The organism is Porphyrobacter sp. SLTP (assembly GCF_009905735.1).
In the GTDB taxonomy this organism is placed as follows: domain Bacteria; phylum Pseudomonadota; class Alphaproteobacteria; order Sphingomonadales; family Sphingomonadaceae; genus Erythrobacter.
Genome location: NZ_JAAALE010000009.1, coordinates 32575 through 49306, shown reverse-complemented (window position 1 = coordinate 49306; position 16732 = coordinate 32575). Strand labels below are relative to the sequence as shown.

Annotated in this window: 13 protein-coding genes; 4 read left to right on the top strand and 9 right to left on the bottom strand. The window is 64.7% G+C overall.

Features of this window, described 5'->3' with window-relative positions; all coding sequences use genetic code 11:
• Positions 1–10 precede the first annotated feature (10 nt).
• The 6 genes from GVM20_RS09370 to GVM20_RS09345 form a co-directional block, all read right to left on the bottom strand.
• The gene (locus GVM20_RS09370; protein ID WP_166546940.1) at positions 11–1414 is read right to left on the bottom strand and encodes an NAD(P)H-dependent flavin oxidoreductase; all 1404 of its coding nucleotides are present in this window, start codon (positions 1412–1414) and stop codon (positions 11–13) included.
• Between the two features lie 92 nt (positions 1415–1506).
• Positions 1507–2235, bottom strand: a complete 729-nt coding sequence (locus GVM20_RS09365; RefSeq protein ID WP_166546939.1) for a class I SAM-dependent methyltransferase — start codon at positions 2233–2235, stop codon at positions 1507–1509.
• A gap of 5 nt (positions 2236–2240) precedes the next feature.
• Positions 2241–3368 (bottom strand): peptide chain release factor 2, encoded by a 1128-nt coding sequence (gene prfB, locus GVM20_RS09360; protein ID WP_166546938.1) that lies wholly within the window; start codon positions 3366–3368, stop codon positions 2241–2243.
• Between the two features lie 89 nt (positions 3369–3457).
• The gene (locus tag GVM20_RS09355; RefSeq protein WP_166546937.1) at positions 3458–4006 is read right to left on the bottom strand and encodes a peroxiredoxin; all 549 of its coding nucleotides are present in this window, start codon (positions 4004–4006) and stop codon (positions 3458–3460) included.
• A 42-nt stretch (positions 4007–4048) separates the two neighbouring features.
• Complete coding sequence (locus tag GVM20_RS09350) at positions 4049–6583, bottom strand: penicillin-binding protein 1A (protein ID WP_166546936.1); 2535 nt, start codon at positions 6581–6583, stop codon at positions 4049–4051.
• A 54-nt stretch (positions 6584–6637) separates the two neighbouring features.
• The gene (locus GVM20_RS09345; protein WP_166546935.1) at positions 6638–7537 is read right to left on the bottom strand and encodes an N-acetylmuramoyl-L-alanine amidase family protein; all 900 of its coding nucleotides are present in this window, start codon (positions 7535–7537) and stop codon (positions 6638–6640) included.
• A gap of 426 nt (positions 7538–7963) precedes the next feature.
• Between GVM20_RS09345 and GVM20_RS09340 the strand changes: the two genes are divergently transcribed.
• Positions 7964–10753 carry an Rne/Rng family ribonuclease gene (locus GVM20_RS09340; protein ID WP_166546934.1) on the top strand — a complete coding sequence of 930 codons (2790 nt, stop codon included), beginning with the start codon at positions 7964–7966 and terminating at the stop codon, positions 10751–10753.
• 61 nt (positions 10754–10814) lie between these two features.
• On the opposite strand, the gene GVM20_RS09335 is transcribed toward GVM20_RS09340, so the two are convergent.
• Positions 10815–11447 (bottom strand): class I SAM-dependent methyltransferase, encoded by a 633-nt coding sequence (locus GVM20_RS09335; RefSeq protein WP_166546933.1) that lies wholly within the window; start codon positions 11445–11447, stop codon positions 10815–10817.
• Positions 11448–11517: 70 nt separating this feature from the next.
• A complete protein-coding gene (locus tag GVM20_RS09330; RefSeq protein WP_166546932.1) occupies positions 11518–12273 on the bottom strand; it encodes an SDR family NAD(P)-dependent oxidoreductase in 756 nt (251 codons plus the stop codon).
• A 141-nt stretch (positions 12274–12414) separates the two neighbouring features.
• On the opposite strand from GVM20_RS09330, the gene GVM20_RS09325 reads away from it, so the two are divergent.
• From GVM20_RS09325 to zapE, 3 genes are read left to right on the top strand one after another with little or no spacing between them, the layout of a single operon-like run.
• The gene (locus tag GVM20_RS09325; RefSeq protein WP_160761068.1) at positions 12415–13194 is read left to right on the top strand and encodes a succinate dehydrogenase iron-sulfur subunit; all 780 of its coding nucleotides are present in this window, start codon (positions 12415–12417) and stop codon (positions 13192–13194) included.
• A 32-nt stretch (positions 13195–13226) separates the two neighbouring features.
• A complete protein-coding gene (locus GVM20_RS09320) occupies positions 13227–13724 on the top strand; it encodes a PaaI family thioesterase (protein WP_166546931.1) in 498 nt (165 codons plus the stop codon).
• A complete protein-coding gene (gene zapE / locus GVM20_RS09315; protein ID WP_166546930.1) occupies positions 13721–14836 on the top strand; it encodes a cell division protein ZapE in 1116 nt (371 codons plus the stop codon). Before GVM20_RS09320 ends, zapE begins: the two co-directional genes overlap by 4 nt.
• On the opposite strand, the gene GVM20_RS09310 is transcribed toward zapE, so the two are convergent.
• Entirely contained in the window at positions 14833–16731 is a 1899-nt protein-coding gene (locus GVM20_RS09310) for an XrtA/PEP-CTERM system amidotransferase (protein WP_166546929.1), read from the bottom strand. The genes zapE and GVM20_RS09310 overlap by 4 nt on opposite strands.
• Position 16732 lies beyond the last annotated feature (1 nt).

The window sequence follows — 16732 nt, the reverse complement described above, 5'->3', positions numbered from 1 at the left end:
CGCCGAAGGGTCAATCCCCCGTCAAAATCCGCTCGACCAACTCGCCTACGCTCGGGGTGTAGCCGTTGGAGAAGAACGGATCGGTCTTGAACCGGTAAGCCGCGTGGCCTGCGAAGGCGAGGTTGTTGTCGGGATCATCGCCATGGGCAATGTCCTGCAAGGTCTTCTGGATGCAGAAGCTGCGCGGGTCGGCCAGACGCCCGGTGGTGAAGTCGTCGTGGTCCTTCCAGCTCGAAAAACCGCAATGCGACAAACAGCCCATGCAATCCTGTTGGTCCTTGCGGATGGTGTCGCGCGCTTCGGGGGTGACGAACACGATCGTGTCGTCCGGAGTCTTGAGGGGCTCGGTATGCCCGGCGCGCATCCACATTTCGGCCTTGGCCTTGTCTTCCGGCTTGACCCAGAAGCTGCGCGCCTTGCCGTCTTCGCCGAGCTGCACGGTGCCTTCTTCCGCGCCGCGCTTGAAATAGGGCACCTGACGCTCTGAACGGTGCATCAGGTCATAGAGGAACGGGGTCTTCACCGCGCTCGAATAGAAGCCGGTGGGCGAGAACTTGTGGAGCAGCACATCGCCCGGCTCCACCGTGCGCAGCAGATCCTTCCAGATCTGGGGGATCGGGCTCTCCTGCGTGAGCAGCGGCCGCGTGCCGAACTGGAAGGCGATCCTGCCCAGCTCGGGATTGTCGATCCAGTCGTTCCATTCGCGCAGGTACCAGACCCCGCCCGCCATCACGATCGGCACGTCATCGCTGACACCTTCGGCGCGCATCATGTCGCGCAGCACCTTGACGCGCGGATAGGGGTCTTCGGGCTTGGTTGGGTCCTCAGCGTTGGAGAGGCCATTGTGCCCGCCCGCCAGCCACGGGTCTTCATAGACCACTGCCGCCATCAGATCGGGGACCTTGTGATAGGACCGCTTCCACAGCGCGCGGAAGGCGCGGCCCGAGCTCACGATCGGCAGATAGCAGACGTTAAAGCGCGCCGCGATTTCAGCCAGCTTGTAAGGCATCCCCGCCCCGCAGGTGACGCCGGTCACCATGCCGCGGGTGTTTTCCAGCACGCCTTCGAGCACGGCCTGCGCCCCGCCCATTTCCCACAGCACGTTGATGTTGATCGCGCCCTTGCCGTTGGCGAGTTCATAGGCCTGTTTGACCTGCGTGGTGGCGCCGTCAATGGCGTAGCGGATCAGCTCCTGATGCCGTTCTTCACGGGTGCGGCCATGATAGACCTGCGGGATGGGATTACCGTCATTGTCATAGCTGTCAGCATTGACCGCACTGACCGTGCCGATCCCGCCAGCAGCGGCCCAAGCGCCGGAACTCGCATGATTGGTTGCCGATACACCCTTGCCGCCTTCAACCAGCGGCCAGACTTCACGACCGCCATAAACGATCGGGCTCAATCCCTTGAACAATGAAAATCCCCTTTGCGCGAAACCCGCGCTTTCTTACGTAATCTTGCCATAGTCGGGGCGGGCGCGCCTCGCAACCTCATGGGTTAGCGCTCTCAGCCGGCCTCGCAGACCTTGATCGCATCAGGCGCGGTGCGATCGGTGCCGCGCTGAAAGCGTGCGAAATACCCCTTGATATCAGGGCGTTCAATATATTCGACCAGCACATAGCCGACCGCTTCGAACTCGCAGAACAAGAGCGTGTGCGGCAGGCCGTGGCGGCCGACCGGGCTGTCGCTTTCCACGACCACAATCTGCCCGCCAGCGTTCAGCGCGGGCCACATGTTCCACAGGAAGGCGTAGGGATCGGTCACTTCATGGTACATGTGGACCATGAAGATCCGGTCGAAACTGTCAGGCGGAAGCTGCGGATTATCGGCATCACCGAACTTGATCGAGATGTTCTCGAGCCGCTCGCGCTCCACTCGTCGGCCGAGCCGGTCGAGCGCTTCGCGGCTGATGTCCTGCGCCAGCACGCGCCCGTCCACGCCGACCCGTTCGGCCAGGCGCACGGTGTAATAGCCCTCACCCGCGCCGATATCGGCAACGGTCATGCCGGAACGAAGGTCGGCCAGGTCCATGACGACCTGCGCCTCGTTACGCTCGTCACGCGCGTCCTCGTTGGAGAACTGGTTGGAGACGACCTTGGCGACCGGGCGATCGGGCCTGGGGAAACTCACTTCGCCTGCGGCCGGATCGCCGGTGACCGGCGCAATGCCGTCGCACCCGGCCAGCAGCAGCGCTGCGCCCACTCCCAAACCAGACCAGACCGCACCGCGCCGCATCGGGCTTACTCCACGTCCTCGATGTCGACCTTTTCACCCGTCACCCGCTGGGCAAGCGCAGCGGAAATAAAGGGATCGATTGCGCCATCGAGCACAGCGTCAGGGGCGGTCGAAACAACGCCGGTGCGCAGGTCCTTGACCATCTGATAGGGCTGCAAGACGTAGGAACGGATCTGGTGGCCCCAGCCAATGTCGCTCTTGGCCGAGTGTTCGGCGCTGGCGGCTTCCTCGCGCGCGCGCATCTCTGCCTCGTAAAGCCGTGCCTTGAGCATGTTCATCGCGATTTCGCGGTTCTTGTGCTGGCTACGATCCTGCTGGCTGGCGACCACGATGCCGGAGGGCTGGTGGGTGATACGTACCGCGGAGTCGGTGGTGTTGACGTGCTGCCCGCCTGCGCCCGACGCGCGGTAGGTGTCGATCTTGAGGTCGGCCGGGTTGATGTCGATCTCGAAGGAATCGTCGATCACCGGATAGACCCACACGCTCGAAAAGCTGGTGTGGCGGCGGGCGCTGCTATCATAGGGGCTGATGCGGACCAGGCGGTGAACACCGCTCTCGGTCTTGGCATAGCCATAGGCGCCATCGCCCTTGATCAGCAGGGTCGCCGACTTGATCCCGGCCTGTTCGCCTGCCTGATATTCGACCGTGTCGACCTTGAAGCCGCGCCGTTCGGCCCAGCGGCCATACATGCGGAACAGCATTTCGGCCCAGTCCTGGCTCTCGGTCCCGCCGGCCCCGGCGTGGATTTCGAGATAGGTGTCATTGCCGTCCGCCTCGCCCGAAAGCAGCGCCTGCACCTTGTCGGCATCCGCCCGGTCGGCGAGCGCGGCGAGCGTCTTGAGACCATCCTCGACGATGGTGTCTTCGCCCTCGGCCTCGCCCATTTCGATGAACTCGATCGCGTCCGCCATTTCCGCGGCGATTTCGTTCACGGTGTTCACCGCCGTTTCCAGCGACTTCTGCTCGCGGCTGATCGCCTGCGCCTGCTTGGGATTGTCCCACAGGTTCGGGTCCTGCACCCGCGCGTTCAACTCGTCGAGCCTCCGCAGCGCGCGATCCCAATCGAGCGACAGGCGCACCAGCGCCAGCGCCGCTTCGATCCGGTTGATGTAAGCCTGGCCTTCGGCCCGCATCGTCTATCCTTCAGTGATGCTCTAAAAAAGTCGGCCCCGCTTAGCGCTGCGCGCGCGATTGTAAAGCGGCTGCGCCGCTCCCCGGGGCCCTACTTCTTGAGCGCGCGCACCGCCGCCAAGGTCTTTTCGACATGGCCGCGATAGTCGGCGGCGGAATGCACGGCAACGATGCTGCCGTCGCGCGCGATCACATAAGATGTGCGGCTGGCATAGCCCGAACCACTGCCCGCCACATCATAGGCCGCCATGATCTTGGCCGAGGCAACGCCGACCGGAAAAGCATCGCGGCATTCTTCACGGCTGAAGCGCTTAAGGGTTTCGATATCGTCGTTCGACATCCCGATGACGCTCGCACCGGCCGCCTTGAACTGCGGCATGGCGGCGGCAAAGGCATTGGCTTCCAGCGTGCAGCCGCTGGTGAAGGCCTTGGGGTAGAAATAGAGCACCACCGGCCCCTTGGCCAAGGCGGCGCTGAGGGTGAAACCGAACTCCGAGCCTGCCAGCGCGGCGCGGGTGGCAAAGCCGGGGGCCTTGGCGCCCTTGGGCAGTTCAGCCGAAGCGGAGGTGACGGTCATCGCGGCGAGCCCGATCAGGGCGAGTGCGGCGAAGGGGGTGAAGCGGTTGCGGGTGCTGGTCATGGCACACTAACCCGCCAGCCCCGCGACCGGTTCCACGGGAGGTCAGTCGACCCCGCCTTCATCGATGAATTCGACCGCATCGGGTGCTGGCTCGTCGACCACCGCGCTTTCGGCGTTCTGCCGCCCGGCGCGGATCAGCGCGAGGATTTCGTTGCGCTTGGCCGCGATCGCGTCCTGCCGGGTGTATCGCTCTGGCTCAGTGTCGGGCTTGAAGGCTTCCCAGATGATCGCGGAGCGCGGGTCATCGGTTGGCCAGCCATCGAACACACGCTTGCCCGAGCGGCGGTCGACCCGCACCATCCGCACGCCCGCAGGCGCAACGGCAGGAAGGTCAGACCACTTAGGCTTGGTCTTCTCGATGAGGCTCTTGATGATCGGCGCGGCAATCGTGCCGCCAAAGGCATAGCCGCCCATATTCCGCGGTTGGTCGAAACCGATATAGGCGCCTGCGATCATCTGCTGCGTGCCGCCGATGAACCACACGTCCTTGGGGCCGGTGGTGGTGCCGGTCTTGCCGAACAGCGGAAGGTTGAGCGGATTGAGCACCGTCGCGGTCCCACGGCTGACCGCGCCGCGCAGCATGTGCATCACCTGAAACGCGGTGCGCGCGTCCATCGCCTGCGCGCCGCGCACGCCGAAGCGCGGCATCGGCTTGCCATCCCATTTCGCCATATTGCAGCCGCGGCAATCACGGTTGTCGGCGCGCCACAGCACCTTGCCGCGGCGGTCCTGCACATAGTCGATCACGGTCGGCGGATTGAGCCGCCCATGATTGGCGAGCGCGCTGTAAGCAGCGACCATCTTGACCAGCGTCGTCTCGCCCGCGCCCAGTGCGGTCGAGGGATAGGCGGGGAACTTGCCGATGCCGAGCTTCTCGATGCCCTTGACGACATTGTTCATGCCCGCCGTCATGCCGATCTGCACGGTCATGATGTTCTGCGATTGCTCAAGCCCGAAGCGCATCGGGTGTTGCCCACCGCTGCCCGAGCCGCGAATGCATTTCTCGCCGAGATTGGCGCCCTGATAATAGCAGAAGCGGTTGTTATCGACCTGGGTCGACGGGGTCATGCCGGTATCGAGCCCGGCGGCATAGACGAAAGGCTTGATGGTCGAACCCGGCTGACGCATCGCCTGCGTGGCGCGGTTGAAGTCTGACAGGCGGTGATCGAAACCGCCCTGCATTGCCAGCACCCGTCCGGTCTGTGCGCTCTCAACCACCAGCGCGCCCTGCGCTTCAGGGATTGTGCGCACGTTCCAGCCATTGCCCGACGGGCTGGCCGCGATCACATCACCGGCCTTCAGCGCGTTGGGCAGATTGCCAAGCGGCGCTTCCTTGCCATCGGCGAAGCCGATCCGCGCCGATTGCCCGCTGCGGCTGGTGACAACGCCAACGCGCCAGTCCTTGTAACTGATCCCGAGCGGCGAGCTTTGCAGCTGGCTTGCCCAATTGCCCGCGCTGACATCGAGTGTCGCAATCGGCCCCGCCCAGGCGCGCCCGCCATGATAGCGCAGCAAGCCTTCGCGCAGCGCATCGCGGGCGGCGGTCTGCATCTGCGGATCAAGCGAAGTGCGCACCCACAGCCCGCCTGCATAGACCGAGTTCGGCCCGGTCTCCGCCGTTTCTCCAAACCGCGTGATCAGTTCGCGGCGGACCTCTTCGAGGAAGTAGCCGGCATCCACGCTCCGCTCACGCCGCTGGGTGACGAGGCCCAGGGGCTGCGCCGCAGCAGCCCGGCGCTGCGAGCCGGTGATGAAGCCGTTCTCTTCCATCTGGCCGAGCACGAAATTGCGCCGTTCCAGCGCGGCCTCTTCCTGACCTTTGCGGCCATAGCGTTCGGGTGCCTTGGGCAGGATCGCAAGGAAGGCCATCTCGTGCAGTTCAAGCGCGTCGACATCCTTGTCGAAATAGGCACGCGATGCCGCCTGCACGCCAAAGCTGCGCCGACCGAGCGGGATTTCGTTGAGGTAGAGTTCGAGGATCTCCTGCTTGGTCAGCACCTGTTCGATGCGTCCGGCGAGGATCATTTCCTTGAGCTTGCGCGTGACCGAATATTCGTCGCCCAGCAGCAGGTTCTTGGCGACCTGCTGGGTGATGGTCGACCCGCCGACCGCGCGCTCGCCTGAGCCGAACTTGGTGGCATAATCGAACACAGCATTGGCCGTGCCGAAGAAATCGACCCCGCCGTGGCTGAAGAAGGTCTTGTCCTCGGCGGCGAGGTAGGATTCGATCAGCTTTTGCGGGAAGTCGGCATATTGGAGCTGCACCCGCCGCTCACGCGCATAGGTATGGACGATCTCGCCGTCATAGCCACGCACCACCGTGGGGAGCGGCGTCTCATAGGTCAGCAGCGCTTCGGCTTCGGGCAAGTCGCTTGCCAGCCATACAAACACCGCGATCCACAGCGCGAGGAACACGCCGAAGGCGCCTGCGACCAGCTTAAACCAGAAGCTCTGCTGCCAACGCTCACGGAACCACGCCAACGCGCCGCCGAGATCGCGATTCACGCGGTAGCGCAGGTAAGCCCAGGTCGAGGGCGCGCCGGGTTCGGCAACAGGTGAGGCGGTCGGCTCAGTCATGGACGCGCGGCAACTAGCACGCGGGGATTGGCCAAGGCTAGCCGATTTCCCATCCTATTCGCTGTCTGCCACAGGATCGCTGCGCCGCGCGAAATAGACCCGGACCGCGCGCGCCAGCACGGCGGCATATTCGGCCCGCCCCTCAGCCGTGGTCAGCCGCGCACGATCCGTGAGGTTGGTCACAAAGCCGCTTTCGAACAGGACCGAGGGCACATCAGGCGCGCGCAGCACCGCGAGCCCCGCGGCACGCCTCGGCTGCGGGACGAACGCCAGTTTGCGCTCACCTTCGCGCAGAACAAGGCCGGCAAATTCGAGCGCGTCTTCCTGGGTGCGCTGCTGTGACAGTTCGACCAGGATCGTGCTGACAGCCGCGCTTTGCCCGTCAATCGTGATACCATTTAATCGGTCGGCATCGTTTTCGCGGGCTGCAAAACGCGCCGCCGCCTCGCTCGTTGCTTCATCGGACAAAGTGTAGATGCTGGCCCCGCTGACATCGTCGCGCTCTCCGGCGGAATCGGCGTGGACCGAGATAAACAGATCCGCCTCAAGCAAGCGGGCGATCTCTGGCCGATAAGGCAGCGGCACGATGCGGTCATCCGCGCGGGTCAGCGCGACCCGGATCCCGCCTTGCTTCAGCAATTCGTCCCGCAGCGCGAGCGCGATGGCGAGGGTGATGTCCTTTTCGCTGACTTTGCGCCCCTCGGGATCGGTGCCGATTGCGCCCGGATCGCGTCCGCCATGCCCGGCGTCGATCACCACCAGCGGACGCGAGGGATCGTCGGGGCCCTGAACCGGCGGCAAATCGATGTCCGCGCCCTCACCTTCGAGCGCAAACAGCAGCACATAATCGCGGTCCCATTCGGGTACCGGGATCATCAGACCCAGCAGGCTCGCCCCGCCAAGCACGGCAATCGGTGCCAGAAATACGATCAGCAGAAGAGTGCGAAAACTCATGGTGGTAAGGTGCTTACGGTCTCGCCGCCTGCCAGCGCAATAGAGTTGCGGGGTTTGCCCCACAGTGCTAGCGGTATTGCCAGAGAGGTTGCATCACGGCGCACTTTGCGCTCCACCTGCGATCCTCTTGCGCCGGGGCATCACCATTTCTCGCACCCGGCCCAGTACAGGTTGATGTAGTGACAGAACGTTTTTCCCGATCGATGAGCACAATGCGCAAACAGCGCGTGCGTGCCCTCGCGGGTCAAGATGCGGCGCTCGGCCGCACGTTCCACATTGCAGACACGAGCTTCGCACTGAGCGCCGCTGGCGGCCAAAGCGCGATTTCCCCTTCCGGCACAGCTATCACGCAGGCCGGTTCACCACATAATGCGCGCCCCCTTGATGCCCCATTGCGGGCAAGGCCGGGCGCATGGAGATTATTCAATGGCAACGCGCATGCTTATCGATGCGCGCCACCCGGAAGAAACACGGGTGGCGGTTCTGCAGGGCAACCGGATTGAGGAATTCGATTTCGAATCTGCCGAACACAAGCAGATCAAAGGCAATATCTATCTCGCCAAGGTAACCCGGGTCGAACCATCGCTACAGGCGGCTTTCGTCGACTTCGGCGGCAATCGCCACGGCTTCCTCGCTTTCAGCGAAATCCACCCCGACTACTATCAGATTCCCAAGGCTGATCGCGACGCGCTGCTGGCTGAAGAGGCTGAAGCGGCAGAAGAAGAAGAGCGTCTGCGCGCTGAAGAGGAAGATGAAGGCATCTCCCCCGGCGAAGAATATGATGCCGAGGAAGAAAGCGGCGAATCTCTCGCCGAAGACTTTGCCGAAAACGGCGTCGAGGAAGTCGACACCTCCGACAAGGATGATGTCGCCACCTTCGAAGGCGGCGCATCTGACGACAATTCGCACGACGAAGACGGTTCGGACGAAGACGCCGATAATGGCGACGAAGACCAGAACGGCGAAGAGAACGCCGATGGCTCGGATCAGGACCGCGGTCGTGGTCGCCGGGGCCGTCGCCGCCAGGGCGGCAAGGGTGGCGACAACGCCAAGGGCCGCAGCCGCGCCAAGCAGGTCGACGAAGTGCGCGCCAAGCGCATGGCGCTGCGTCGCCGCTACAAGATTCAGGACGTGATCCAGCGCCGCCAGGTGCTGCTGGTTCAGGTCGTCAAGGAAGAGCGCGGCAACAAGGGCGCGGCGCTGACCACCTATCTCAGCCTTGCCGGGCGTTACACCGTGCTGATGCCCAACAGCTCCAGCGGCGGCGGGATCAGCCGCAAGATCAGCTCGACCAGCGATCGCAAGCGCTTGAAGGACATGGTTTCCGATCTCAAGCTGCCCAAGTCGATGGGCCTGATCGTGCGCACCGCCGGCATGAGCCGCACCAAGCCCGAGATTAAGCGTGACTTCGATTACCTCGCCCGCGTGTGGGACGAGATTCGCGAGAACACCCTCGCCTCAGTCGCGCCCGCATTGATCCATTCGGACAGCGACCTCATCAAGCGGGCGATCCGCGACATCTACAACAAGGAAATCGAGGAAGTCGTCGTCGAGGGCGAGGACGGCTACAAGTCGGCCAAGGCCTTCATGAAGATGCTTATGCCCAGCCATGCCCGGCGGGTGAAGGCCTATTCCGATCCGGTGCCGCTGTTCCAGCGCTATGGCGCCGAAGATCAGCTGCGCGCAATGTATGATCCGATGGTGCAGCTCAAATCGGGCGGTTACCTGATCATCAACCCGACCGAGGCGCTGGTCTCGATCGACATCAACTCCGGCCGCTCGACCAAGGAACACGGGATCGAAGCGACGGCGCTTCACACCAACCTTGAAGCGGCCAAGGAAATCGCCCGCCAGCTGCGCCTGCGCGACATGGCGGGTCTGGTTGTGATCGACTTTATCGACATGGAGTACCCCTCCAACGTCCGTAAGGTCGAAAAGGCGATGAAGGACGCGCTCAAGAATGATCGCGCCCGCATTCAGGTCGGCCGTATCTCCAGCTTCGGGCTGATGGAAATGAGCCGCCAGCGCCTGCGCACCGGTGTGCTCGAAGCGACCACCCGCCCCTGCCCGCATTGCGACGGCACGGGTCTGGTCCGCACCGCATCATCGGCTGGCCTCTCGGCGCTGCGCCTGATCGAAGACGAAGCGGCGCGCGGCAAGGGCACGCTGATCCGGCTTGCCGCCAGCACCGAAGCGGCGATCTACCTGCTCAACGAAAAGCGCGCCGATCTGGTCGAGATCGAACAGCGGTACGGCGTCAATGTCGCTGTGGTGCCCGAAGGCGAAGATGAAGGCGCCAAGATGGCCGTCTCCAGCTCCGGCCCCCGCCCGGCCTTTGCGCCCAAGTTCGAACCGATCGTCGATGACGAGCCGGAAGATGATCTGCCCGAGGAGGAGGAAGACTTCGCCGAGGACGAGGTGGAAGAGCGTGAGCCCCGTCAACCGCGCCGCGAACGCGCGGACAATGATGACGAAGGCGGCCGCAACAAGAAGAAGCGCCGCCGCCGCCGTGGTGGTCGCAACCGCAATCGCGGCGATGAAGGCGAAGGCGCCGAGGGTGAAAGCTCCGAAGATGGCGCTGATGGCGATAGCGACGACAATGGCGAAGCCCGCACCGCCGATGGCAGCGACGATAGCGGCAATGACGGCGCGACCGACAGCGAAGGCCGGCCCAAGAAGCGCCGCCGCCGCGGTGGTCGTGGGCGCAAGCGTCGTGACGGCACCTACGAAGGCAGCGAAGGCGGCTCCGATGGTGATGCTGACAGCGATGGCAGCGAAGCGCAGGATGGCGGTGAGCCCGCCGCCGCAGCCGAGGTAGAGGCCGCGCCGGTCGACGCTGAGGTTGCTGCCGATGTGCCCGAAGCCGAAGTGGCTGAAGCCGCTCCGGCAGAAAAGCCCAAGCGCGTCCGTGCACCCCGCAAGAAGAAGGAAGCGGTCCCGGTTACCGAAGTGGCGGCCGAGCTCGCACCGGAAATCGCTGCCGAAGCGGCCGATGCCGCCGCAGAAGCGCCTGCCGAAGCCCCGGCTGAAAAGCCCAAGCGCAAGCGCGCGCCGCGCAAGGCCAAGGTGGCCGATGCCGAACCGGCCGAAACCGCTGAAGCAACCGAACCGGCAGTGGTAGAAGCGGCTCCGGCCCCTGCACCCAAGGCGGATGCCGAACCCGATGGTGAGGCCAAGCCGCGCCGCGGTTGGTGGCAGCGCACCTTCGGCGAGTAAGCGCTCGCCGATAAGTCCAAGCATTCATGGGGCGGGAGCGGGCAACCTCTCCCGCCCTTTGCTATTGCGGTTTGCGGGCGATGCCCCACTCCATCCACCCGGCAAAGCGCGGAGTCTTGGGCGTGTAGCCTTCCCCCAAAGTCTCGACCGCAAAGCCTGCGCCTGCAAGCGCGCCCGCAATCGGCCGCGTCAGGTGACAGCCGCCTGCGAGGCGCTTCCAGACCGGCTCGATCCGCTCCTGCCAGCGGCGCACGTCATTGTCGGGCGCACGGCCATGTTCGAGGAACAGCGCTTGCCCGCCGGGACGCAGAACGCGGCGCAGCTCGCGCATCACCTGCGCCGGATCGTTCACCGAGCAGAGCGTAAAGGTGCACACCACGCAGTCGAAGCTCGCGTCATCGAAGGGGATCGCCTCGCCCCATCCTTGCCGAAGATCGGCCGCCCAGCCCTTCGCCCGCGCCGCTGCCCGCGCGCCGTCGAGCAAGCCCTCATGCGGATCGATCCCCGCATAGGAGGTGATCGCCTTGGGATCGTAAAATTCGTGATTGATCCCGCCGCCGCAGCCCAGCTCGAACACGTCTCCGCGCGCCAGCGGCACGACCGCAGAGCGGCGCTTCATCACCTGCCCTTGCGAACAGGCGCACGTAATGAGGCGCGGCATCACGTTCGCTTCGTACCAGCTGGTGATCCCCATCCGACGCTCCCCTTCCCGCTCCGTCTCGGGTGTAGCCCGATGCGCGCGCAAGGAAAGCTGTGCTTTGTGCTCAGGCCGGGACTTCATCCCCGCGGAAATCGAACACTCGGCCCGATTGCTCCGGCGTCAGGTCGGCAAGTACCCGCAGCAAATTGGCCGCCGCATCTTGCGGCGTGGTCAGCTGACCCTCCGCAAGGCCCGACTGGAACGGCTGGGACAGCCCGCTGTCGACCGTACCCGGATGCAGGCCGACAATCACGCTTTCGGGGTGGGTCCGCGCCATCTCCAGCGCGAAGTTCCGCAGCAGCATATTGAGCGCCGCCTTGCTCGCCCGGTAGGAATGCCATCCGCCGAGCCGGTTGTCCGAGATCGACCCGACCCGCGCCGAAAGCGCCGCAAAAGTGAAGGCCCGCCCGCGCGGCATGATCCCCAGCATATGCTTGGCGATCAGCGCCGGGCCGATGGTGTTCAATGCCAGAACCTCGGCCATCGCGGCGGGATCGAGGCGCTTGTAGGTCCGCTCCGGCCCCGTGCCATCGGCCAGCGTCAGCACGCCGGTTGCTGCGATCACCAACTCGGGCGGATCAGCGCGCATCACTTCGGCCGCCGCAGCGATGCTGGCCTCGTCCTTGAGATCGAAGGCGAACGGAAGGATGCCCGCGCCATCAGGGCCCTGCCCGGCGCGCGATCCGGCATGAATTACCTCCGTCCCGCCCGTTGCCAGCGCATCGCATAGCGCGCGCCCGATCCCGCCGCTCGCCCCGAAGACCGCCGCGACCCGCGGCCATCGCGCGCCATTTTCCGATGATTGGATTGCACTTGCCATTGTGGACCAAAGCGATTGGCCGGGCGCATGGTTCCGGCAGGTGAGGCGCTTTCAACTGGTGTGCGAAAGCGCGCAACACCGCCCGCTTGCGCCGGGGGACAATGGCGTTAGATAGGGTGCAAATCGAAACGGGATCAGTTCATGGCGACCTTCACTCTCCCCAAGAATTCCAAGATCAATGCCGCGGGCAAGGTGCACAAGGCATCGGGCGGGCGCGTGAAGGCGTTCAAGGTCTATCGCTACGATCCCGACTCCGGCCAGAACCCGCGCTACGACAAGTTCGAGATCAATCTCGACGAATGCGGCCCGATGGTGCTCGACGCCCTGTTCAAGATCAAGAACGAGATCGACCCCACCCTGACCTTCCGCCGCTCGTGCCGCGAAGGCATCTGCGGGTCGTGTTCGATGAACATGAACGGAAAGAACGGCCTCGCCTGCACCACCGCGATCGAGGACCTCAAGGGCGAGATCCGCATCACGCCGCTGCCGCACATGGACGTGATCAAGGATCTGGTGCCGGACTTCACGCACTTCTACGCGCAATATGCGTCGATCCGCCCGTGGCTCCAAACCGTCACCCCGACGCCGAGCGGCAAGGAGCGGCTGCAATCGCCTGAGCAGCGCGAGCAGCTCGATGGCCTCTATGAGTGCATTCTGTGTGCCTGCTGCTCGACCTCGTGCCCGAGCTATTGGTGGAATTCTGACAAGTTCCTCGGTCCGGCGATCCTGCTGCAAGCCTATCGCTGGCTGGCGGACAGCCGCGACGAGATGACCGGTGAGCGGCTGGATGATCTGGAAGATCCGTTCCGCCTCTATCGCTGCCACACGATCATGAACTGCGCTAATGTGTGCCCCAAGGGTCTCAGCCCCGCCAAAGCGATCGCTGAAACCAAGAAGATGATGGCCGAACGCGCGATCTGATCCTCGCAGACTGACCGGACAGGCGCGTAGACATGGCGACCAGCGAACCCATCAACGCGCCGTTCGATCACCACCCCCTCGCCCCCGAGGAATGCGGTGGTGAGGCTGGCTGGCACAGCTGGAATCTGGTCGACAGGACGCGGTTCAATACCGCTGTGCTCGGCGACATGCGGGTGCGCAAGGAAGGCGACAAATGTCGCCTGCGGATGTTTCCCGAGCGCCGCCACACCAATCTTGGTGACAACATCCACGGCGCGGTGACGCTGGGGTTGATCGACATTGCCCTGTTCGCCGCGATGCACATCAACGGCAGTGGTGAGGCCGGACCTTCGGTCACGGTTGAACTTTCGACGCAATTCGTGGGCGCTGGCGATCCCGCGCGTCCGCTTGACGCCGTCAGCGAGATCGTGCGGGAAACCGGGCGGATGCTGTTCCTGCGCGGCTTTGCGACCCAGCCCCGCGATGACGGAAGCGAAGATATCATCGCCAGCTATTCGGGCATCGTGCGCAAGATGCGCTCACGCGCGTGAGCGGGCTGCTGGCCCGCTACGACGCGCTGATCGCCAGCGGTGAGCTGCGCGCAGACCCGGATCAGCGCGCAGCGGCGGAAAAGCTGGCCGCGCTTCAGACCGCGCTGGAGGCCGAGGCGCCAGCGAGCGGGCTGCTGGGCAAGCTGTTCGGCAAGAAACCCACGCCCCCGCGCGGCCTGTACATCTGGGGCGGCGTGGGACGCGGCAAGTCAATGCTGATGGATCTGTTCGTCCAGACCCTCGCCATTCCGGCCAAGCGCCGGGTTCATTTCCACGCCTTCATGCTCGAAGTCGACCGCCGCATCGCCGAGGCGCGCAAGGCGCAGTTGAAAGACCCTCTCATCGCGGTCGCAACGCGCCTGTCCGAAGAAGTGCGCTGCCTCGCGTTTGACGAAATGGTGGTGAACAACACCGCCGATGCGGCAATCATGGGGCGGTTCTTCACCGCGTTGATGGAGGCGGGCACGGTGATCGTCACCACCAGCAACCGCCCGCCGCGCGATCTCTACAAGGATGGGCTCAACCGCTCGCTGTTCCTGCCCTTCATCGATCTGGTCGAACGCGAGATGGACGTCTTGTCGCTCAACGGCCCGACCGATTACCGGCTCGACCGGATCGGCGACCTCAAGACCTGGCACGCACCGATTGGTGATAAAGCGACAGCACAGGTGCGTGAGGCGTTCTTCCGTCTCACCGACTTCGAACCCGAAGACGCTGCCCATGTACCCAGCGGCACGCTCGATCTGGGCGGCGGGCGGACGCTGCACGTGCCCAAAAGCCTCAAGGGCGTCGGCGTGTTCAGCTTCAAGAAGCTGTGCGGGGAGAACCGCGGTGCGGCGGATTATCTCGCGATCGCGCGCAGCTTTCACACGGTAATCCTGGTCGGCATCCCGCGCATGGGGCCGGAGAACCGCAACGAGGCGATCCGCTTCACCAAGCTGATCGACGCGCTCTACGAACACCGCGTGAAACTGTTTGTCACCGCCGCGGCCGAGCCCGAAGCGCTGTATCAGGCAGGCGACGGGGCGTTTGAGTTCGAACGGACGGTGAGCCGGCTCAATGAGATGCAGAGCGCCGATTACATGGCCTTGGGCCACGGGGTCGAGGACTAACCGCTCACCCCCAATTGCGTCAGCGACTTTTCCAGCATCAGCAATTGCCACAGCGTGCGCGAATGGTCGACGCGTCCGGCGATATGGGCTTCGGCCATGGCGCTGATCGCTTGCGGGTCGAAGAACCCGGTCTGCGCCAGCCCGCCGCTCACCCCGATCCCCCGCGCCGCGCCCGCCAGCGGCCCCCTCAGCCATTCGGCAATCGGGGTGACGAAGCCCTGCTTGGGCCGGTAGAGAATGTCGTGCGGCAGATAGCGTTCGAGCGACTTCTTGAGCAGGTATTTGCCGGTGCTGCCCTTGACCCGCATCCCTTCGGGCAGCCTTGCGGCGAACTCGACAAGGCGGTGATCAAGCAGCGGCTCGCGCGCTTCGAGGCTCACCGCCATGCTGGTGCGGTCGACCTTGGTGAGGATGTCGCCGGGCATCCAGAACATGAGGTCCGCATATTGCGCACGATCGAGGCCCGAGCGACCCGGCGCGGCGCGCATCAGGGCGATCAATTCATCCTCGCCACGGAAGCCTTCGAGGCTGGCGGTGAAGCTGTCCGAATAGAGCGCGCGGCGCGCATCGGGGAGCGTCACGGAAAGCCCGCGCGCGTAACCTTCCTCACCGCTCTCCGCGAGCGCCAGCAAGGTCGCCTTGGCGCGTAGGGGACGCGGCGCCCAGTCGGCCTTGGGCCACGCCCGGCCCAGAGTGCCGAATAGCGGCGCGCGCAGGCCAGCGGGCAGGATCGAGCGCGCGCGTTCCTCGTGGTGATGGAACACCTGACGCCGGTATCCGCCGAACGCCTCGTCCGCCCCGTCGCCCGAGAGCGCCACGGTCACCCGCTCGCGCGCCAGTTGGCAGACGCGCCAAGTGGGCAGCGCCGAGGCATCGGCGAAGGGCTCGTCGAACATCGCCGCCAGCTGGTCGATGGCGGAGAAATCATCGGTCGCGACGATCCGCTCGGCATGGTCTGCGCCGAACTTGGCGGCAACCTGCCGAGCGTAGCTTGTCTCGTCATAGGCGGCGACATCGAAGCCGATCGAGCAGGTCTGCACCGGCTGGCTCGACGCCTCGCTCATCAGCGCGACCACGCCGGAGGAATCCACCCCGCCCGAAAGAAACGCGCCAAGCGGCACATCGGCCACCATGCGCGAGCGCACACCTTCGCGCAGCAGGTGCACCAACTGCGCGGAGAGATCCGCTTCACTTCCACGTTCGCGCTGGGTGAAGTCGATGTCCCACCAGCGTTGCGGACGGCCCGGCGCACGGCCCTGCTCCAGCAGCCAGAAGTGTCCCGCAGGCAGCTTCTCGACGCCCGCCAGAATCGAATGCGTATCGGGGACATAGCCCCAGGTCATATAGGCCTCGATCGCCTGCGGATTGATCCGGCGACGCAGTTGCGGATGGGCGAGCAGGCCCTTCAGTTCCGAGGCAAAGGCGATGCTGCCATCCGAAAGCGGCGCGTAGAACAGCGGCTTCACCCCGAACCGGTCGCGGGCGAGAAACAGCTGGCGCTTGTCACGGTCGAACAGCGCGAAGGCGAACATCCCGTCGAGCCGTTTGAGGCAATCCACCCCCCAGCGCTGCCACGCGGCGAGGATCACCTCGGTATCGCCTGAGGTGCGGAAGGTGAAACCGGCCTGCTCCAGCTCCCGGCGCAGTTCGCGGAAATTGTAGATCTCGCCGTTGAAGACGATCACCGCGCGGCCATCGGGCGTGTGCATCGGCTGGGGAGAACCGGCGAGGTCGATGATCGACAGGCGGCGATGGCCGAGGCCCACGCCTTGGTCGGTCCACACCCCTGCCCCGTCCGGCCCGCGATGAGCCAGCGCGTCGCACATCCGCTCGACCCGCGACGGGTCAACCGGCTTGGGCGTCTCAGCATGAAAGATCCCGGCAATCCCGCACATG

What these genes read in the sequence shown, in the direction of transcription:
- GVM20_RS09365 (WP_166546939.1), bottom strand. Translation starts at nt 2,235, where the DNA reads ATGCGGCGCGGTGCGGTCTGGTCTGGTTTGGGAGTGGGCGCAGCGCTG.
- prfB (WP_166546938.1), bottom strand. Translation starts at nt 3,368, where the DNA reads ATGCGGGCCGAAGGCCAGGCTTACATCAACCGGATCGAAGCGGCGCTG.
- GVM20_RS09355 (WP_166546937.1), bottom strand. Translation starts at nt 4,006, where the DNA reads ATGACCAGCACCCGCAACCGCTTCACCCCCTTCGCCGCACTCGCCCTG.
- GVM20_RS09350 (WP_166546936.1), bottom strand. Translation starts at nt 6,583, where the DNA reads ATGACTGAGCCGACCGCCTCACCTGTTGCCGAACCCGGCGCGCCCTCG.
- GVM20_RS09345 (WP_166546935.1), bottom strand. Translation starts at nt 7,537, where the DNA reads ATGAGTTTTCGCACTCTTCTGCTGATCGTATTTCTGGCACCGATTGCC.
- GVM20_RS09340 (WP_166546934.1), top strand. Translation starts at nt 7,964, where the DNA reads ATGGCAACGCGCATGCTTATCGATGCGCGCCACCCGGAAGAAACACGG.
- GVM20_RS09335 (WP_166546933.1), bottom strand. Translation starts at nt 11,447, where the DNA reads ATGGGGATCACCAGCTGGTACGAAGCGAACGTGATGCCGCGCCTCATT.
- GVM20_RS09330 (WP_166546932.1), bottom strand. Translation starts at nt 12,273, where the DNA reads ATGGCAAGTGCAATCCAATCATCGGAAAATGGCGCGCGATGGCCGCGG.
- GVM20_RS09325 (WP_160761068.1), top strand. Translation starts at nt 12,415, where the DNA reads ATGGCGACCTTCACTCTCCCCAAGAATTCCAAGATCAATGCCGCGGGC.
- GVM20_RS09320 (WP_166546931.1), top strand. Translation starts at nt 13,227, where the DNA reads ATGGCGACCAGCGAACCCATCAACGCGCCGTTCGATCACCACCCCCTC.
- GVM20_RS09310 (WP_166546929.1), bottom strand. Translation starts at nt 16,731, where the DNA reads ATGTGCGGGATTGCCGGGATCTTTCATGCTGAGACGCCCAAGCCGGTT.